Here is a 17,570-nt window from a genome sequence, read left to right as displayed (position 1 = left end):
GGCCGTCACGCCGGTTCCCGAAGCGTGCACACGTACGATGCGGCCGCGGCTGCTGCCGGGTTCACGCTGAACTGATTGCCGAGGTCAGGGAGAAGGACCGGGAAGCGAGTGAACGAAACCGGGAACTCCGCTACCGGCGGCCTCGTATCGACCAACTCACCTACGGGATATCGATCCTTAAACACCAACAGTTCGGCCGACGCAGCGAATGGCTCAATAGTGAACAGATGAGCCTGCTCGACGCGGCCATCAATGGTGACCTGGTTGCCATCGAGATGGAGCTCAAACAGCTCGAGCCGACACGACTTGAAGGGCAACGCGAGCAGCCGAAACGGGCGCCGCGCCACCGCAACTGCCGCGCACCGACATTTATCACGAACCGGGCAGCAGGATCTGCCAGTGCGGCTGCGAGCGCATGCGCATCGGCGAGGACGTGAGCGAGAAGCTGGACTACACGTCGGGCGTGATCACGGTGGAACGGCGCACGGCCGCCGTCATGCTTGATCCGCTCGGCGCAACTGAACGTGCTCGATCCACTTGCCTATCTGAGCGACGTCCTGACTCGCTTGCCGACCCACAAGGCCAGCGACATCGATGCGCTGCTGCCGCATCGCTGGCCTCACTGGGGGCGAGGCAGGGTAAGCCGATCCGGGTTGCGTAAAGTGTTCGTACGGAAGATTGGCTCGGGAGGCGGGGCTACCACATGCACTCATCGTTGCCCATGAACCATTCGTGGCACTAGACCTTGCAAGTTAATGCAAATGCAATGATCAATTGCCCTAGTTCGCGCATGCTTCAAGTCAATAGCATCGTAAAAGAAGATATGAATAGCACGATGAGCGAAATGCCCGCAGCATACATAAATCTGCGAAGCCGCTTGAGCTTTTCCCGCTCGGTGTTCCCTCTGGCCCTGCGTGGTTGAAACTCAAGATGGAAGTACCTTCCTTCATGACGGCTGCTTACCCAAATTGCCGCGTGCACGCTATAAATCACGTACGCGACAACAATCAATGCCGCCACCTTCGAGATGGCGGACAGCAAGAGATCCATGGGTCATCCCCGTTGCGTGTGGTACGGCTAATGGTACAACGGATAATCAATTCGTGAGAAATATTTCGGCAAATTGTCTGTTCCAGACATTGCGGGACGTGGCGAATCGATATGAAAGACTCGTGAATTTTGTCACGAATGGCGGCGGAAATCGTTTGCGTAAATTGTCTTCAGGATTGTAAGCAAGATAAATTTGAATCTCTGCCCCAAAATGGTTCATGTGATTCAATGCGAGTGAATGCATCCGTTCCAGCGCCGCATTCGCGATGCGGGCAGTGCGGTGAATGATGCGACATGCATTCAAGCGAGCGCCATGCACCGAATCGACTATTCGATGTCAACCTGATTGCCGGGAATCCGTCCGCCCGCCGATGAAGGGCGGCAATCTCCCCCCTCCCGTCTTTGCTCCAGGGCTCGCGCTTCAGCGCAACGTCGTCTCGATACGCGTACCGCGCTTGATGAAGAGTGTCACTGGTGTCTTCTCGCAAATCTCCGCGAGGCGTTGCCGCTGCGCGTCGTCGAGCGGACCGTCAACCGTCACCATGCGGCGCACGTACTGCAGCCCTTCGCGGTCGACGTGGAGTTCGGTGCGCACGTCGATGCGCGCGGCCGGCCATGTCTTGCGCTGCATGTACATCCGCAGCGTCGCGGCCGTGCATTGCGCGAGACCCGCCAGCACGAACTCGAAGGGCGCAGGCCCGCGATTGCTGCCGCCTTCGCGTTCTCCTTCGTCACCCGTCAACGCATGCGAACCGGCGTGCAGGTTAACGACAAAGTCGGGCGCATCGGCCTCGAGGACGGCAGCGGCGTGAATGAGCGACATTGCGGATCTCCGGAGAAAGGTGGCGGACGAGCCCGCTTCGCGCGGCCGTCAGTTCCGCCAGCATACCGCTTCACCCGGTCGGTGTGCGCCAGTGTGCAGGCAGCGCGGCACCGTCCCCGGCAACGTTGCGAACGAGCACGCCGACGCGCTCGCGAAACCATTGATGCGCGCGGTCCGCTTCGCGCGTTTCGTGCCAGTACGCGAGGATCGGGAACGGCTTCAGCCGCAGCGGCAGCGGCCGGACGGCGATCGGTAGCAGCGCCGTCATCCGCAGCGCGTACGAGTGCGGCAGCGTGAGCAGCAGATCGCCGGCCGCCGCGATCTGGCAGGCCGCGAAGTAATGCTGGCAGACGATCTGGATATGGCGGAAGCGGCCGTCGTTGCTGAGCAGCACGTCGAGCGACTGGGGTTCGCCGAGCGACGACACCGCGATGTGCCGCGCGTCGAAGTAGTCGTTGCGCCGCAGCGGCGCGCTCGCGAGCGGATGGTCGCGTCGCATCGCGACGACGAGCGTTTCGTCGAGCAGGTACTCGCTCGCGATATGCGGGCCGGTCGGCAGGCGGCGCTCGATGACGAGATCGAGGTTGCCGGACGCGAGCTCGCGCTCGATGTCGCGGACCGGCACGTGCCGGCTGGCGACCTTCAGGCCCGGCGACTCCTGCGCGAACGCGGCGACGAGCTGCGGCAGTGCGATCGACTCGAGCACGTCGCGGAAACCCACGACAACGTCGAGGTCAAGGGTTGCCGGATCGAAGGCAGTCTGCGCGCGCGCGGCGCCTTGCAGCCCCTTCAGATGGCGCTGGACCTCCGCGATGACCGAGCGGGTACGCTCGGTCGGCACGACGCGGTTGCCCTGGCGGATGAACAGCGGATCGTCGAAATGTGCGCGCAGCCGGTTGAGCGCATGCGTCACGGCGGGCTGCGTGAGGTGCAACGCGCGGGCAGCGGCGCTGATGCCGCCATGCATGTAGACGGCATCGAGCACGCGGAACAGGTTCAGGTCGAGGCGGTGGTCGGAAGGCACGGGCAGCGTGGAGGCAATGGGGCGGTGACCGATTCTAATTGATGCGCGTCGGCCGGCCGCCGCGTCGCGGCTATCCGGGAGCCGCCGGGAATGCCGTCCCCGGCGCCGCCGCATTTGATTGCGATACCGTTTGCCGATGTTCTTCGATTTTGGCGATGCGGAAACGTTTGCGATTTGCGCGAAAGGCAATTGAACCAGAGGATGATTTAAATCGGACAAATATTTAGATACGTGAAAAATCGGATCGATACGCGTGTCGATCGGCGCGGATTGCACGAGACCGACGGCCCGGCAAATGCCGGAATCGTCCGGCTCGGCGCGGGGTGATGCGATTCGAGGTATCGGCAGCCAAGCGAGTTAATGATCTTTCGTGCAACTTGCTGATGGAAGGCCGGTCCAGCTGGATATCCTGTAATAATCCGCCATAACACGGTCGCTGGCCGACAATATTAACTGCTGGATCGCTGCTTGGACTATGATGTGTCGCTTTAGAATCGCCATCCGATTAAGCGCATGGATTAAATCAAAATAGAGGCGCGGATGGTTCGAGAGTCATAATTAGAAGACTGAGAGAGTCGGGGGCTTGGCAAGTGGACGCAGAAGATCAACGGATGGTCGTCATTTTTTTGAGCGCGGGATTTTCACTGGCTCAAGCAGCACGTCTCGGAGAAGCCTTCAATCTCGCCAACCGCATGCAGGCGCTCGGCACCGCTTACCAGCTCGAGTTCGTGTCTGCGGCCGGCGGGCTGCTGCAGTCTTCGTCGGGCGTGAAGATCGCCACCGCCGCGCTCGACGACACGCATGGCCGGCGCGCGCACGCGTTCTTTCATCTTCATGGCGATCGCGCGGTCGTCACCTGGAGCGATGCGCTGCAGCGCCGGTTGACCGACATCCGCGCGAATGCCCGCTGGATCGCCGATGCGATGAAGCTTTCCGAGATCGTTGCGTCGAAACCGGCGGCCGGCTCATCGAGTCTCGTGTCGGCGCCGGCGACGTCCGGGCAGCCGGGCGACGACGTATTTGCCGCGGTCCTGGACATGTTCGGCAGCGATCTCGGCGAGGGCGTCGCGCAGGACATCGGCCACAATGTATCGCGACCGGTCGACCAGCGCTACGCGCAGTCGATGTGGGCGATCCGCGAACTGAGCGCGAGCCCGTCGATTCGCACGTCGGTGCAGCAACTGCGCGCACAGAGCGTCAACCGGATCTCGATCGCGAGCACCGCGGAATCGGTCGCAATGAGCGAGCGCAATTTTCTCCGGCGCTTCAAGAAGGAAATCGGCGTGACGCCGACGGAATTCGTGCTCAACGTGCGCCTCGAGCGCGCGTGCCACATGCTGATCCATACGAGCCTGCCGGCCGACAAGGTCGCCCGGCGCACGGGGCTCGGCAGCGGCGAGCGCCTTGCGAAACTCTTCCGGCAGTGTCTGGCGATGTCGCCGACCGAATACCGCACGACCGAGCGGGAACGGCTCGCGAAGGCCGGCAGCGATCCGGCCGGCGCGCCGGACGCCGAATGGCCGCGCATCATCGCGTCGGGCGGACGCTGAGCACGACGCATGGGCCGGTGTCGGCGGCGGTCGCGGCTGCCCGTAGAATGGCCCTATCGCGACCCGACTTCCGGCTTCCATGTCCTTTCTTCCCACCACCGCCACGGCGCCGTTCTGTCCCTCCGAAGTCAAGGGCAGCATCACGATCGACGCCGGCGCGTCCCGCTGGGCGAAGCTGAAGCGCTTCTTCGGCCCCGGCCTGCTCGTCGCGATCGGCTACATGGACCCCGGCAACTGGGCCACCGACATCCAGGCAGGCTCGCAGTTCGGCTATTCGCTGCTGTGGGTCGTCGCCTTCTCGAGCCTCGCGGCGATCTTCCTGCAGATGCTCGCCGCGCGCCTCGGCCTCGTCGCCGGCAAGGACCTCGCGCAGGCGAGCTACGACCGCTACGGCTCGCTGGGGCGCGTCGTCCAGTGGGTCACCGCCGAGGTGTCGATCGTCGCGTGCGACATCGCCGAAGTGCTCGGCTGCGCGCTCGCATTCAAGCTGCTGCTCGGCGTGCCGATCGCCTGGGGGATCGTGCTGACCGCGCTCGACACGATGATCGTGCTGGGCCTGCAGGGCAAGGGCTTTCGGCAGATCGAGGCGATCGTGCTCGGCCTGATCGGCACGATGGCGTTCTGCTTCGTCGCGCAGGTCGCGATGGTGCCGCCCGACTGGCATGCGGTGTTCAAGGGCCTCGTGCCGGGCGACCCCGGCCACGACCGCAAGGACGCGATCGTGCTCGCGCTCGGCATCGTCGGCGCGACGATCATGCCGCACAACCTGTACCTGCACTCGTCGGTCGTGCAGACGCGGCACGTCGTCGGCGGCGCGCGCGGGATGATCCGCGACACGCTCGCGCTCGTGCGCGTCGACACCTTCGTGTCGCTGTTCGTCGCGATGCTCGTCAATGCGGCGATCCTGATCGTCGCCGGCGCCGCGTTCCATGCGACCGGCCAGACCAACGTCACCGACATCGAGCAGGCGTACCGGCTGATCACGCCGCTCGTCGGCGGGGCGGCCGCGCTGCTGTTCGGCATCGCGCTGCTCGCGTCCGGGCAGAGCTCCACGCTGACGGGCACGATCGCCGGCCAGGTGATCATGGACGGCTTCCTGCGCATGAAGATTCCGTGCTACCAGCGCCGGCTGATCACGCGCGGGCTCGCGCTCGTTCCCGCGCTGATCGGCGTGCTGTGGCTCGGCGATCGCGCGGTCGGCCAGCTGCTCGTGTGGAGCCAGGTGCTGCTGAGCCTGCAGCTGCCGTTCGCGATGTGGCCGCTGATCCGTTCGGTCAGCGACCGCTCGACGATGGGCGAGCATGCGATCGGCAGGCGGATGCAGGTCGCCGCGTGGGCGCTGTTCGCCGTGATCTCGGGCACGAACCTGCTGTTGATCACCGGCGTCGCGGGCTGACAGTCGGGCTGAAACTCGGGCTGACATCGGGGTGACGAGCGGGCTGACACGCCGGTTGAAACGCCGGCCGACATCGGGGCATTGCGTGCGTGTGCGTTAGACTGCAAGTCTTTTCAGCAGTAACGCGATGTTCGATATGTGGAGCGAAATCAGCAACATCGGCGATGCCGCCCTGACATTGCCGATCGCCGTCACCTGCGCCGCGTGGCTCGCGCTGTTCGACTGGCGCATTGCGGTCCGCTGGATCGCACTGCTGGCGGCAGGCATGAGTGTCGTCGGTGCAACCAAGATTCTTTACGCAGGGTGCGGAATCGGCATCCCTCAGTTCGATTTTCGCGTGATCAGCGGTCATACGATGCTGTCGACGTCGGTGTGGACCGTGGCGGCTTCCATGTTGTGGCAGGCGTTCCGCGCCGGGAAACTGCCCGGCGTGCTCATCGGCCTGAGCGTCGGCGCGATGACGGCGGTCGCGCGCGTATTCGACCATTCGCATACGTTTCCCGAAGTCGTCGCAGGCTGGGTGCTCGGCGCGTCGGTCGCGCTGGCCTTCCTGCGCGCTTACGATCGCGTGGAGAAAAAGCCGTTTTCGCCGCGGGTGGCCGCGATCAGCCTGTTCCTCATATCGGGCATCGCTTACGGGCACCGTGCGCCTTTCCAGCAAATGATCGATACGCATTCGCCGCAGCTCTGCGCGTTCGTGCGCTCGACGTCGTCGGACCGGTTCTGACGGCGGTTGCCATCCCCATGGCGAAAGGCCCGCCGGCTTGCCCGTAACGTGGCCGCGCAGCGCATGCGCGGTGCGTCGCGCCACGATCGCGGCCGGCGCGCCGACGGTCATCAATTCGGTCTATGACCGGACATAACGAATATTCATTTCATCGATTGGTGCCGTTCGCGTACGCTGCCTGTCATTCGACGATGCCGACCGGCATGATCGTCTCGATATACTCGTGAACCACGCGGCGTCGGCCGCGGCGTCGAATCATGATCGGGAGTGGGACAGATGACAGCAGTTTCTTCACGCCTTGCAGGCAAGTGCGCATTCATCACCGGCGCGTCGGGCGGCCTCGGCCGCGCGATTGCGCGCCGCATGGTCGAGCAGGGCGCGCGGGTGTTCGTGACGGACATCGTCGACGCGGCGGTGCTCGACGCATTCACGCAGGAACTCAACGCCGGCCGCACTGCGCCGCTCGCGTTCTCCGCAACGCAGGACGTGCGCGACGACGCACGCTGGCAAGCGCTGCTCGCGCAGGCTAACGACGCGATGGGCGGCCTGTCGGTGCTCGTCAACAACGCGGGCGTCGGCTCGGTCGGCGCGCTCGACCAGCTCGAACTGAAGGAATGGCGGCGCGTGATGGAGATCAACGTCGAGAGCATCGTGCTCGGCTGCAAGTACGCGATGCCGTACCTGAGCGCGAGCCGGCCCGCGTCGATCATCAATATCTCGTCGGTCGCCGCGTTCAAGGTCGAACCCGAGTTCACCGCGTACAACGCATCGAAGGCGGCGGTCGCGTCGCTGACCAAGTCGGTCGCGATCGACTGCGCGCGCCGGGAGCTCGACGTGCGCTGCAATTCGATCCATCCGGCGTTCATCCGCACGGGCATCGTCGAGCCGCTGTTCAAGCAGCTCGGCGAGCGCGACGCGACGCGCAGGCTCGCGCGCGGCATTCCGATGCGGCGCCTCGGCGAGCCGGACGACGTCGCGCATGCGGCCGTCTATCTCGCGTCCGACGAGAGCCGCTTCGTAACGGCCGCCGAGCTCGTGATCGACGGCGGCATGTGCGCGGTCTGACGCGCGCGATCTGATCGGGCGCGCGTGCATCGCGCGCGTCGCTGCTCGTTTGTTTGGCTCGGCCAATCGGCGCTCCTCGCTTCTTGCCTGCACCCCGCAGGAAGTCCCGTTGGGGGAGCGATTTCGGGCATTCGCATGTGCGTTCTTTATGTAAATAAACAGACCCTGGAACCATGGAGGAGAACATCGTGTCGACGCTCGTCAACCGTCAACTGCTGCTGAAGACGCGTCCGGAAGGGCGCGTCGGCCGCGAACACTTCTCGTTCGTCGAGACGCCGGTGCCGGCGCTCGGCGACGGCGAAGTGCTGGTGCGCGTGCTGTACCTGTCGATGGACCCGACCAATCGCGTGTGGATGAGCGACATCCCGCAGTACCTGCCGCCCGTCGCGATCGGCGAAGTCATGCGCGCGCTCGGGATCGGGCGCGTCGTCGCGTCGCGTTCCGCCGCCTTCGCGGAGGGCGATCTCGTGCAGGGGCTTGTCGGCTGGCAGGACTACGCGGTCGTGCCGGCCAGCGAGGCCGCGCAGCTCGTGAAGCTGCCCGCGCAGTCGGGCCTGCCGCTGCCGACGCTGCTCGGCGCGTGCGGGATGAGCGGGCTGACCGCGTATTACGGCCTGACCGAGATCGCGCCGGTGCAGCCGGGCGAGACGCTCGTCGTATCGGCCGCGGCCGGCTCGGTCGGGTCGATCGCCGGGCAGATCGGCAAGATCCACGGCGCGCGTGTGGTCGGGATCGCGGGCGGGGCGGACAAGTGCCGCTACCTGACGGACACGCTCGGCTTCGACGCGGCGGTCGACTACAAGGCCGACGATTTTCGCCAGCAACTGAAGGCGGCGACGCCGGATGGCGTGCACGTGAACTTCGAGAACGTCGGCGGCGACGTGATGCGCGCGGTGCTGTCGCGGATGGTGATCGGCGGGCGCGTCGCGCTGTGCGGCACGATCGCGAACTACAACAGCGGACGCGCGGCCGACGACGTCAGCGTGCTGATCTCGAAGCGGCTGACGATGCGCGGCTTCCTGATCCTCGACTATCGCAACAGCCGCGAGGCCGTGCAGACGCTCGCGGGCTGGCTGCGCGACGGCCGGCTGAAGGCCGAGGAAACCGTCGCGGACGGGCTCGAGAATGCGCCTGACGTGCTGAATCGCCTGTTCGACGGCGATCATCGCGGCAAGCTCGTGCTGCGGGTCGATCCGAACGCGTAAACGGGGCGGGGGGCGGGCGGCGCGCGCAATGGGGGCGGGTGCCGCTCGGGGTTGCCGATGCGGACGGGGCGCAAGTGTTCGCCCGATTGTCACGCAGCGGCAGATCGGGCTGTTGTCCGATCGGGCTGAGTCGCGTGCACGTGCGCATGCGTCTGCCCGATTGTCATGGAATGTCATATCGGGCTGTTGTCTGATTGGTCGAGTCTGGATTTAGGACTTGTCTAATATCCGATCCCGGCGCATTTCCCTAAAGTAATTGCCAACACCTGAGGCGGCGTCGCGCAATCGTGATGCCGCCGTTCTCGATTGGTTGGCAGAGGGAGGGCGGCAGATGCGGACAACATTGCAGCGGGCAGCGACGGCAATCACGAATGCGACTGGCGCGGCGCGAAGCGGCAACACGTGCCGGACGTCTCGCAACCCGGCGTGGCATGCGATGCTCGCCGGAATGTGCATTGCGCTCGTCGCATCGGGCGTGTGCGCGGCGGAGCGCCATGCGCCGGGATTGGCATCGCCCGACCGGTTATTCGAAACCAGCGGGCGATAATTTACTGCGATTGCGATTGCGATTGCGATTGCGATTGCACACCGCACGGCACTACGCTACGCATCACGCATCACGCATCACGCATCACGCATCACGCAACACGCAACACGCATCACGCCGACGGCGCGGCCCGCCCGTCACTCGCCCTGTTCGGCGCGCGCGAAGATGTCCCAGCTCGCCATGAACAGCGCGGCGACGAGCGGCCCGATCACGAAGCCGTTGATGCCGAACAGCGCCATCCCGCCGAGCGTCGAGATCAGCACGACCCAGTCGGGCATCTTCGTGTCCTTGCCGACGAGGATCGGACGCAGCAGGTTGTCGACGAGGCCGATCACGCCGACGCAGAACGCGACGAGGATCACGCATTTCCAGATCTCGTCGATCATCAGGAAGTAAAGCGCGGCCGGCACCCACACGAGGCTCGCGCCGATCGCGGGCAGCAGCGACAGGAACGCCATCAGCGAGCCCCACAGCACGACCCCCTCGATCCCGAGAATCCAGAAGATCAGTCCGCCGAGTGCGCCCTGCACGAGCGCAACCGCGATGTTGCCCTTCACGGTTGCGCGCACGACCGTCGTGAACTTCGACAGCAGCAGGTTCTTGTGTTCGTCGTCGAGCGGCAGCGCGCGGCGCACGCGACGGCCGATCTCGCCGCCGTCGCGCAGCAGGAAGAACACCATGTACAGCATCACGCCGAAGCTGACGATGAACTGGAACGTGTTCTGGCCGATGCTGAGTGCCTGGGCCGCGGCGAACTGGCTGATTTGCGCGGCGCCGTCGGTCAGCTTCTTCTGGATGCCGGGGAGGTTGGTCAGCCCGTATTTCTGCAGCAGATTCTGGATCGACGTCGGCAGCGCGTGGATGATGTCGTGGAAGTACTGCGAGTAATTCGGCTGCGCGCTCTTGATCTCCTGGTAGACGTACGCGATTTCCTGCACGAGCGTCGCGGCGACGAACACGAGCGGCAGGATCACGATCAGGATGATCAGCGTCATCGTCAGGAGTGCGGCGAGATTGCGCCGCTTGCCGAAGCGGGCCGCCAGCCAGCGCTGCACGGGCTGGAACAGGATCGCCAGGATGGTCCCCCAGAACACCGCGCCGAAGAAGGGCGCGAGGATCCAGCAGAGTCCGATGGTGACGACGATCAGCAGGAAGTGAAAGAATTTTTGGTGGTCGTTTCCGCTATCCATGATGGCATTCGCGTGAAGGTGAAGTCTGAAGGCCCGGCGCGCGTCCGGGACGGCCCGAACCGGAGTATGCCCGCAAAGGCGCCGCTGTCATAGGTGGGCCGTCGTGCACAGACGAAAACGCCGCGACCGAAGCCGCGGCGCTGCCGTAGAGCGGATGCGGCGTCGCGCCGCATCGCATTACGTCGTCAGATGCTGAGTTTCGAGACCTTCGTGCCGTTCACCGACAGGTCGCCCATCAGGCCGGCGTTGGTCAGCACCAGCACTTCGACGGGCGCGGTGGCCGTGGTCGTGTCGACCGCGCCGTTCGCGCCGACCTTGACGACCGCGACCGACGCGTCGGCGCCGGCCGACCAGCCATCCGATCTGCGGAACGTGTCGAGCGAATCCTGCGTCATGAACAGGAACACGATCGCCTTCGATTGCGCGCCGGCCTGCAGGCCGACGGACAGCGACGACGTGTTGTAGTAGCCGACCGTCGCGCCGCCAACGCGCAGCGCGCCGTTGCCGGACTGGCCGCCGACGATCAGGCCGGCCTGCAGCACGTTCGGGAACACGAGGACGCCGCGCGACTTCGAGACGAGCTCACGCGAACCGGGCACTGTCGAATAGAGGCGCGACAGCGTCGCATTCACGCTCGCATCGATCGATTCGCGTTTGGACGCACTCGCGGCGGGGGGCGGATTCTTGTCGGGCGTGGTGGTGCAGCCGGCGAGGGCGAGGCTGCCGAGCACCACGGCCGCTGCGGCTTTCATCACGAGAGTCTTTTGCATGCTGGTTCTCCTTCGTTTCGGGGTGAGAGCGGCACGAGCGCCGGCCTCGATCATCGGCGCGCAAGTAGCATTCCCGCTACGAGTGCGAGGCCGGCGACGGCGCCCGCGGTCCGCCACGGGTTGTCGTGCACGACCTGCGACACGCGCTCGGCGGAATCGCGCAGCCGGGCGGTTGCCGAATGCGACGCGATATCGAGCGTGTTGCGCGCCTCGTCGAGACGCGACTGCACGCGCTTGCGCAACGCGGCGATGTCGCCGTCGCCATCGTTTTTCAGCAGATCTTCGAGCTCGTCGACGAGCTCGCGCAGATCGTCCTTCACGTCCGCATGCAGGTCGCGCGCGGCAGCGCGCGTGGTGCGTCCCATGCGGCGGCCGGTGCGGCGGATGTCCGACAGGCCGCGGTCCAGCTTGTGCTCGATCGAGTCGGTGAGCGCCATGGTGATCATCCTCCTTTGAACCAAGCAAATTGAAGATAAGAAGATTCGCTGCAATCTGTGTGATTCTTTCAAAGCGGGGGAGTTTCGAGATAAAAAATCGAATCGTCGGCGCATAGCCCGGAGAGCCCCGCCGGTCCTGACGCAGCGGGGGAGAGTTTTTTTTTCGTCGAGCGGGCACGTGGTATGCGCATGATTTGCGCGCATGCCGCAGAAGTCGCCGATCGAGTAAAAGCGACGCGAGCTGAAAGATGTGCCGGTAATTTCGTAATAGTTTCGATTCCTGAAGGCGAGCCGAGGCGTCGGCGGCGCGAGATGACGACGTGAGCCTGCCGGCATCGGCCGGCACGCGCCGGTTCATGCGCGGCCTCGCGTGTGCCGCACGGCGACGCCGGCGACGGCCGCAAGCGCAAGCAACAACCATGCGTCGGTGCCGCCCGCGCGCGTCGAACCTGCGCCCGTGCCGTCGGCCGTGATGCCGTCCGGGCCGGCCGACGTGTCGCGATCGGCGAGCGCGAGATCGATCATCACCGGATCATGGTCGGACGCACGGTACGAATCCGGTGCGTAGTAGCTCGATTGCTGCTCCGGTGTCTTGTAATCCGTCGTGTATTGCAGCGCGACCGGCTCGTCGGCGTTGGTGTGCCACTCATGCACGGCCTTCACGCGTGCGGCCAGCGCCGGTGTCGCGAGCGCGTGATCGAGATAGCCCGCTTCGCCGCCGAATACATAGCTGTATGCATCGTCGCCGAGAAAGCGTGCGGTGAGATTCACGAAGCCGCGCGTCTCGAGCGCGCGGATCGGGTCCTCCTTCGCGTAGCTGTTCAGGTCGCCGATCAGCAGCACGCCGTCGGCTGCCGCGCCGGTCGGCGTGCCCGCGAGCCAGTCGGCGATGCGCTCGGCCGCGCGCGTGCGCGTCGCGTTCCAGCAGCCCTGGCCGTCTGCCTGGTCGAGATCCGCGCCGGTCGCCTTCGGGCAGTTCTTCGATTTCAGGTGATTGACCGCAATCGTGACCGCGCGGGTGCCGCCGATGCGGCGGAACGTCTGGGCGAGCGGCTGGCGGTTCAGGCTGTCGATCTCGAGCGTGGCCGCGCGGCCGGTCGGTTCGACCGTGCGGCTGTCGTACAGCATCGCGACTGCGATCGCATCGCCGCCGAGGCGGGGCGTGCCCGGCTCGACCACGCGCCAGTGGTCGCCGAGCTGTGCCGCGAGACGCCGCACCGCGCTCGCGTCGCCATAGCCGTTGTTCGCGATTTCCATCAGGCCGATCACGTCGGCGCGCATCGCGCGCAGCGTCGCGACGATCTTCGCCTCCTGCCGCGCGAACCCGGCCGGCGTCTTCGCGCCGCGGTTGCCGGGATCGTCGAAGCCGCCGCCGTGGCCGTCGCCGTTGAAGTAGTTCTGCACGTTGAACGATGCAACCCGGAGGTCGGCATCGGCGTGGCGCGCCGGCGCGTCGCGACGCGGATTCGCGGCCGGATTGAATGCGGGTGCGGCCGCGCCCGGCACCGGTTGCAGCCGCCACGCGTTGTAGCGCATCTCGAGCACGCCCTCGACGCCGCGCACCGTATAGCCCGCGCGCAGCGTGTTCGCGGCGCTCAGCGCGGGCGGCGGGTAGCGCACGGTCGCGGGATTCTGCTGGTTCGAGCCGTCGTCGAGGACGATCCGGTTGCGCGCATTCGCGTCCGCCTGCGCGGCGGCCTGTGCCGGCACGACGAGATGCGTCGGCGTGCGCAGCCGGCCGTTGCTGAGCACGACGCTGCCGTAGCGGCCGAGTTCGTAGGTATCGCTGACCGTCAGCGTCTGCGGCAGCCGCACCAGCATGCCCTCGTACGCGGCGAATGCCGTCGCGGACGCGACGGGCAGCGTGAGCTTGGCCGGCGTGACCGTCTGCCCGCGTGCGCAGACCGCAATGCCGCCCGACAGCGTGAGCTGCGTCTGGCCGTATTTCTCCTCGATCTTGCCGGTCACGTGAACGAGATCGCCGGCCGTGGCGCGCGCTTTCGGCGCGTAGACGAACAGGCCTTCCGACACGCCCGGCCGGTGGCGGTGTTGCGCGTCGGCCTGCTGGACGAAGAATCCGCCGAAGCCGTCGGCACCGCCGAAATCCGCGGTGACGACGGCTTCGAGCGACGTCGTCTGTCCGGCCAGCGGCGACGGGCCGCCGTGGCCCCGGATCTCGGCGATGAGCGACGCCGCGCCGCCGCAGGCGGCACTGACCGGCAGCGCGGCGAAGGTAGCGTGGGGCGAAATGGCCAGCGACAGCGCAAGGGTGAACGATGAAAGCGAGCGACGCATGGGGCGATCCTGACGGGGCGAATCCGAAAAATGGGTAACGCATGCTGACAGCAAAATGTAATGAAGTGACATGAATATGCCGTCCGGCCAGTGCCGATCGGCCAGCGATGCCGCGGTTTGCCGCCGGATGCTGCAACATGCTGATGCGTAGCGGCCGCATGCAAGATGTCGAGGCTCGCGCTGCGCCTGCTTGCCTGCGCTCGTGCGCAGGTCCGTTTACGCGAGAACCCGACGAAATGACTGACATCTGGCCATCGCCATCGCCATCGCTTTCCCGCGCGGCAGCCGCGTATTGCAAAGGCATGCGGTTCGATGCCGGCTGGCTTGCGGTCTGCGTGGCCGTGATTGGCCTGCAGTGCCTGCCAGCAGCGAGCGCAGGGCTGCTCGTCTACGACCGCGCGGCGATCTCGTCAGGGCAGGTGTGGCGTGTTGCAACCGGCCATTTCGTGCATCTCGGCTGGGCGCACGCGTGGCTCAACGCCGCGTGCCTGGCCGCATGCGCGTCGCTGGCGGGCTGGATCGCGGGCGTCGCATGGGCTTGGGTGACGGCGTACCTGCCGCGTCGCCGCCATGCGGTCGAATGGAGCGTCGTACCTCACCGGCTCAAAATAGCGGATCATCTGCCGCGAACCGCAAGCACGACGCGCGAAGCACGCGCCGCATCGAAACGTCGAAACCGACGGCCGATCCGTGCGTCGATCACCGGCCACCAGACCGCCACCCCGCCACCCCATTCCGAGGAGAGATTCATGACTTACATGCTGTTGATTGTCGAACCGATCGACCAGCGCGCCGAACGCACGCTGGCCGAAGGGCAGTCGCTCTACGCGCGGATGCAGGATTTCGCGGAAGGCCTGAAGGCGCGCGGCGTGCTGCGCGCGGTCGAGTCGCTCGAACGGACGGACCGCGCGACGCGCGTGCAGGTGCGCGACGGCGAGGCACACATCACCGACGGGCCGTTCGCGGAGGCCAAGGAGATGGTCGGCGGCTTCTTCCTCGTCGACGTCGACACGCACGCGGAAGCGGTCGAGATCGCGCGCCAGTGCCCGGCCGCGCAGTGGTGCACGGTCGAGGTGCGCGCGGTCGGCCCGTGCTTTCTCTGATCTAGGTGCTTACCCTGATTTGTCGTAAAGGACGTCGATCCGGAGATCATTCGCGCGTCGTCCGGATAAGGCGCCGCCGCCGGCGTCCCACACAACTGAAACCAGGAGCGAACGATGCGATTCATGATCATGGTGCGGGCGAATGCCGTCAGCGAGTCCGGCGCACCGCCGGACAACCGGCTGGTCGAGGTGATGACGACCTATCACGAGGAACTGGCAAAGGCCGGCGTGCTGCTCGACGCAACGGGCCTGATGCCGAGCGCGAAGGGCTGGCGCGTGCGCTATGTGCGCGGCAAGGGCACGGTGATCGACGGCCCGTTCGCCGAGACGAAGGAACTGATCGCCGGCTATACGCTGATCCAGGTGCGCTCGCGCGACGAGGCGCTCGAATGGTCGCGCCGCTTCCCGGCGCCGTTCGGCGCGGAGATGGACTGCGAGATCGAGGTGCGCCAGCTGATGGAGCTGGACGATCTCACGCCGAGCGACGCGGTCGAACGGTTCCGCGAACTGCAAGCCGCCCGCGGCAACGCCGTTTGATCGCGGACCCGCCAGGAGCGCACATCATGCACAAGCAGATCTTCATCAACCTGCCGGTGGCCGACCTGCCGCGCGCGCAGGCGTTCTACGCGGCGCTCGGCTTCGAGCCGGTGCCCGCGTACACGAACGACCAGGGCGCCTGCATCCGGATCAGCGATGCGATCTTCGCGATGCTGCTCGTCAGGCCGTTTTTCCAGACCTTCACCGACAAGACGATCGTCGATGCGGCAACCCACGTGCAGGTGCTGCCGTGCCTGTCGTGCGAGAGCCGCGGCGAAGTCGATGCGGTGGTTGCAAACGCGCGCGCGGCGGGCGGCACGGCGCCGCGTCCGCCGCTGGAATATCCGGGAATGTACGGGCATGCGTTTGCGGACCCGGACGGCCACGTGTGGGAGCTGACGTATATGGCGCAGGACGCGGCCGCGCAGGGGCCGGCGTCGTGACGCATGCGGCCACGCATCGTGCGATCGAGGCCGTCTGGCGGATCGAGGCGCCGAAGATCATCGCGCGGGCCGCGCGGGTGGTGCGCGACGTGGGCGTCGCGGAGGAGCTTGCGCAGGACACGCTCGTCGCGGCGCTCGAGCACTGGCCCGTCGACGGCGTGCCGGACAATCCCGCTGCGTGGCTGATGACGGCCGTGAAACGGCGCGCGCTCGACCGGGTCCGCCAGGAGTCGCTGCACGCGGCGAAGCGCGACCAGCTCGGCCATGAACTCGACGCGCTGCAAGCGCATGTCGTGCCCGACATTGCGGACGCGCTCGCCGATGCGCGCGACGACGACATCGGCGACGACCTGCTGCGGCTGATCTTTACCGCTTGCCACCCGGTGCTGTCGAAGGACGCGCGCGTCGCGCTGACGCTGCGGCTGCTCGGCGGGCTGACGACGGCCGAGATCGCGCGCGCGTTCCTCACGCCCGAGCCGACGATCGCGCAGCGGATCGTGCGCGCGAAGCGCACGCTGGCGGCGGCGCACGTGCCGTTCGAGGTGCCGGCCGCCGACGCGCGGCCGGCTCGGCTCGCGTCGGTGCTCGAAGTGATCTACCTGATCTTCAACGAAGGCTATGCGGCAACCGCCGGCGACGACTGGACGCGTCCGGCGCTGTGCGACGAAGCGCTGCGGCTCGGCCGCGTGCTCGCGGGGCTCGCGCCGGACGACAGCGAGGTGCACGGGCTCGTCGCGCTGATGGAGCTGCAGGCGTCGCGGATGCGTGCGCGCACCGACACGCAGGGCCGTCCGGTGCTGCTGCTCGACCAGGACCGCAGCCGCTGGGATCCGTTGCTGATCCGGCGCGGCCTTGCCGCGCTCGAGTGCGCGGCGAAGCTCGGCGGCGTGCGCGGACCGTATGCGCTGCAGGCGGCGCTCGCGGCCTGTCATGCGCGGGCGCGGCATGCAGCGGAGACCGACTGGGCGCAGATCGTCGCGCTGTACGACGCGCTCGCGGAAGTCGCGCCGTCGCCCGTCGTCGAGCTGAACCGCGCGGTCGCGGTGGGGATGGCGTTCGGGCCGGCCGCCGGGCTGGAACTCGTCGATGCGCTGCGCGACGATCCGGCGCTCGCGCACTATCACTGGCTGCCGAGCGTGCGCGGCGATCTGCTCGCGAAGCTCGGCCGCGCCGACGAGGCAAAAGCGGAGTTCCGCCGCGCCGCGGAGCTGACCCACAACGCACGGGAACGCGAGTTGCTGCTGAAGCGCGCGGCCGACGCGTGAGCGCGTCAGCCGTCCGGCTATCGCCCGGATTGAAAATGCCTATTGGGGGATGCGCGCGACTACGCCTAGATTAAAGAGCACGATGGCGCACTGCGCGCATCGTTCCCCACATATCCACGGCCGGCTTGGCGCTCGGTCGCCCC

Annotated in this window: 16 protein-coding genes and 2 pseudogenes; 11 read left to right on the top strand and 7 right to left on the bottom strand. The window is 66.4% G+C overall.

The window, feature by feature from the left end; translation table 11 throughout:
* Positions 1 to 71 precede the first annotated feature (71 nt).
* Positions 72 to 481, top strand: a pseudogene (locus tag ACV22Z_RS23360) (IS66 family transposase); the annotation flags it as partial.
* Positions 482 to 500: 19 nt separating this feature from the next.
* Positions 501 to 617, top strand: a pseudogene (locus ACV22Z_RS23355) (transposase domain-containing protein); the annotation flags it as partial.
* Positions 618 to 795: 178 nt separating this feature from the next.
* Here ACV22Z_RS23355 and ACV22Z_RS23350 read toward each other — a convergent pair.
* The 3 genes from ACV22Z_RS23350 to ACV22Z_RS23340 all read right to left on the bottom strand — a co-directional run bounded on the left by ACV22Z_RS23350 (position 796) and on the right by ACV22Z_RS23340 (position 2,897).
* Positions 796 to 1,050: a hypothetical protein gene (locus ACV22Z_RS23350; RefSeq protein WP_448078636.1), complete on the bottom strand. Its 255-nt coding sequence runs from the start codon at positions 1,048 to 1,050 to the stop codon at positions 796 to 798.
* A gap of 421 nt (positions 1,051 to 1,471) precedes the next feature.
* Positions 1,472 to 1,873: an OsmC family protein gene (locus ACV22Z_RS23345; RefSeq protein WP_448078635.1), complete on the bottom strand. Its 402-nt coding sequence runs from the start codon at positions 1,871 to 1,873 to the stop codon at positions 1,472 to 1,474.
* Positions 1,874 to 1,943: 70 nt separating this feature from the next.
* Positions 1,944 to 2,897 carry a LysR family transcriptional regulator gene (locus ACV22Z_RS23340; RefSeq protein WP_448078745.1) on the bottom strand — a complete coding sequence of 318 codons (954 nt, stop codon included), beginning with the start codon at positions 2,895 to 2,897 and terminating at the stop codon, positions 1,944 to 1,946.
* A gap of 611 nt (positions 2,898 to 3,508) precedes the next feature.
* Between ACV22Z_RS23340 and ACV22Z_RS23335 the strand changes: the two genes are divergently transcribed.
* From ACV22Z_RS23335 to ACV22Z_RS23315, 5 genes are all read left to right on the top strand, one after another.
* Positions 3,509 to 4,447: a helix-turn-helix domain-containing protein gene (locus ACV22Z_RS23335; RefSeq protein ID WP_448078634.1), complete on the top strand. Its 939-nt coding sequence runs from the start codon at positions 3,509 to 3,511 to the stop codon at positions 4,445 to 4,447.
* Between the two features lie 79 nt (positions 4,448 to 4,526).
* Positions 4,527 to 5,843, top strand: coding sequence for an Nramp family divalent metal transporter (locus ACV22Z_RS23330; protein ID WP_448078633.1), 1,317 nt, complete (start codon positions 4,527 to 4,529; stop codon positions 5,841 to 5,843).
* A 136-nt stretch (positions 5,844 to 5,979) separates the two neighbouring features.
* On the top strand, positions 5,980 to 6,570 hold the full coding sequence (locus tag ACV22Z_RS23325) for a phosphatase PAP2 family protein (protein ID WP_448078744.1): 591 nt from the start codon (positions 5,980 to 5,982) through the stop codon (positions 6,568 to 6,570).
* 276 nt (positions 6,571 to 6,846) lie between these two features.
* Complete coding sequence (locus tag ACV22Z_RS23320) at positions 6,847 to 7,635, top strand: SDR family oxidoreductase (protein WP_448078632.1); 789 nt, start codon at positions 6,847 to 6,849, stop codon at positions 7,633 to 7,635.
* 188 nt (positions 7,636 to 7,823) lie between these two features.
* Positions 7,824 to 8,840: an NADP-dependent oxidoreductase gene (locus tag ACV22Z_RS23315; protein ID WP_448078631.1), complete on the top strand. Its 1,017-nt coding sequence runs from the start codon at positions 7,824 to 7,826 to the stop codon at positions 8,838 to 8,840.
* Between the two features lie 684 nt (positions 8,841 to 9,524).
* On the opposite strand, the gene ACV22Z_RS23310 is transcribed toward ACV22Z_RS23315, so the two are convergent.
* The 4 genes from ACV22Z_RS23310 to ACV22Z_RS23295 all read right to left on the bottom strand — a co-directional run bounded on the left by ACV22Z_RS23310 (position 9,525) and on the right by ACV22Z_RS23295 (position 14,079).
* Positions 9,525 to 10,577 carry an AI-2E family transporter gene (locus ACV22Z_RS23310; protein ID WP_448078630.1) on the bottom strand — a complete coding sequence of 351 codons (1,053 nt, stop codon included), beginning with the start codon at positions 10,575 to 10,577 and terminating at the stop codon, positions 9,525 to 9,527.
* Between the two features lie 185 nt (positions 10,578 to 10,762).
* On the bottom strand, positions 10,763 to 11,347 hold the full coding sequence (locus ACV22Z_RS23305; protein ID WP_448078629.1) for a BPSL1445 family SYLF domain-containing lipoprotein: 585 nt from the start codon (positions 11,345 to 11,347) through the stop codon (positions 10,763 to 10,765).
* 50 nt (positions 11,348 to 11,397) lie between these two features.
* The gene (locus tag ACV22Z_RS23300; RefSeq protein WP_448078628.1) at positions 11,398 to 11,784 is read right to left on the bottom strand and encodes a DUF883 family protein; all 387 of its coding nucleotides are present in this window, start codon (positions 11,782 to 11,784) and stop codon (positions 11,398 to 11,400) included.
* Positions 11,785 to 12,138: 354 nt separating this feature from the next.
* A complete protein-coding gene (locus ACV22Z_RS23295; protein ID WP_448078627.1) occupies positions 12,139 to 14,079 on the bottom strand; it encodes an ExeM/NucH family extracellular endonuclease in 1,941 nt (646 codons plus the stop codon).
* Positions 14,080 to 14,828: 749 nt separating this feature from the next.
* On the opposite strand from ACV22Z_RS23295, the gene ACV22Z_RS23290 reads away from it, so the two are divergent.
* The 4 genes from ACV22Z_RS23290 (at position 14,829) to ACV22Z_RS23275 (ending at position 17,427) form a co-directional block, all read left to right on the top strand.
* Positions 14,829 to 15,182, top strand: a complete 354-nt coding sequence (locus ACV22Z_RS23290; protein WP_448078743.1) for a YciI family protein — start codon at positions 14,829 to 14,831, stop codon at positions 15,180 to 15,182.
* A 114-nt stretch (positions 15,183 to 15,296) separates the two neighbouring features.
* On the top strand, positions 15,297 to 15,719 hold the full coding sequence (locus tag ACV22Z_RS23285) for a YciI family protein (protein ID WP_448078626.1): 423 nt from the start codon (positions 15,297 to 15,299) through the stop codon (positions 15,717 to 15,719).
* 26 nt (positions 15,720 to 15,745) lie between these two features.
* Complete coding sequence (locus ACV22Z_RS23280) at positions 15,746 to 16,162, top strand: VOC family protein (protein ID WP_448078625.1); 417 nt, start codon at positions 15,746 to 15,748, stop codon at positions 16,160 to 16,162.
* Positions 16,159 to 17,427, top strand: a complete 1,269-nt coding sequence (locus ACV22Z_RS23275) for an RNA polymerase sigma factor (protein ID WP_448078742.1) — start codon at positions 16,159 to 16,161, stop codon at positions 17,425 to 17,427. Before ACV22Z_RS23280 ends, ACV22Z_RS23275 begins: the two co-directional genes overlap by 4 nt.
* Positions 17,428 to 17,570 lie beyond the last annotated feature (143 nt).

This window comes from Burkholderia sp. PU8-34 (assembly GCF_053427725.1).
The sequence above is the reverse complement of the archived record's forward strand: the minus strand, read 5'-3'. Positions and strand labels throughout refer to the sequence as shown.

Coding starts and splice junctions, on each gene's coding strand:
- ACV22Z_RS23350 (WP_448078636.1), bottom strand. CDS start 1,050: ATGGATCTCTTGCTGTCCGCCATCTCGAAGGTGGCGGCATTGATTGTT.
- ACV22Z_RS23345 (WP_448078635.1), bottom strand. CDS start 1,873: ATGTCGCTCATTCACGCCGCTGCCGTCCTCGAGGCCGATGCGCCCGAC.
- ACV22Z_RS23335 (WP_448078634.1), top strand. CDS start 3,509: ATGGTCGTCATTTTTTTGAGCGCGGGATTTTCACTGGCTCAAGCAGCA.
- ACV22Z_RS23330 (WP_448078633.1), top strand. CDS start 4,527: ATGTCCTTTCTTCCCACCACCGCCACGGCGCCGTTCTGTCCCTCCGAA.
- ACV22Z_RS23325 (WP_448078744.1), top strand. CDS start 5,980: ATGTGGAGCGAAATCAGCAACATCGGCGATGCCGCCCTGACATTGCCG.
- ACV22Z_RS23320 (WP_448078632.1), top strand. CDS start 6,847: ATGACAGCAGTTTCTTCACGCCTTGCAGGCAAGTGCGCATTCATCACC.
- ACV22Z_RS23310 (WP_448078630.1), bottom strand. CDS start 10,577: ATGGATAGCGGAAACGACCACCAAAAATTCTTTCACTTCCTGCTGATC.
- ACV22Z_RS23305 (WP_448078629.1), bottom strand. CDS start 11,347: ATGCAAAAGACTCTCGTGATGAAAGCCGCAGCGGCCGTGGTGCTCGGC.
- ACV22Z_RS23300 (WP_448078628.1), bottom strand. CDS start 11,784: ATGGCGCTCACCGACTCGATCGAGCACAAGCTGGACCGCGGCCTGTCG.
- ACV22Z_RS23295 (WP_448078627.1), bottom strand. CDS start 14,079: ATGCGTCGCTCGCTTTCATCGTTCACCCTTGCGCTGTCGCTGGCCATT.
- ACV22Z_RS23290 (WP_448078743.1), top strand. CDS start 14,829: ATGACTTACATGCTGTTGATTGTCGAACCGATCGACCAGCGCGCCGAA.
- ACV22Z_RS23285 (WP_448078626.1), top strand. CDS start 15,297: ATGCGATTCATGATCATGGTGCGGGCGAATGCCGTCAGCGAGTCCGGC.
- ACV22Z_RS23280 (WP_448078625.1), top strand. CDS start 15,746: ATGCACAAGCAGATCTTCATCAACCTGCCGGTGGCCGACCTGCCGCGC.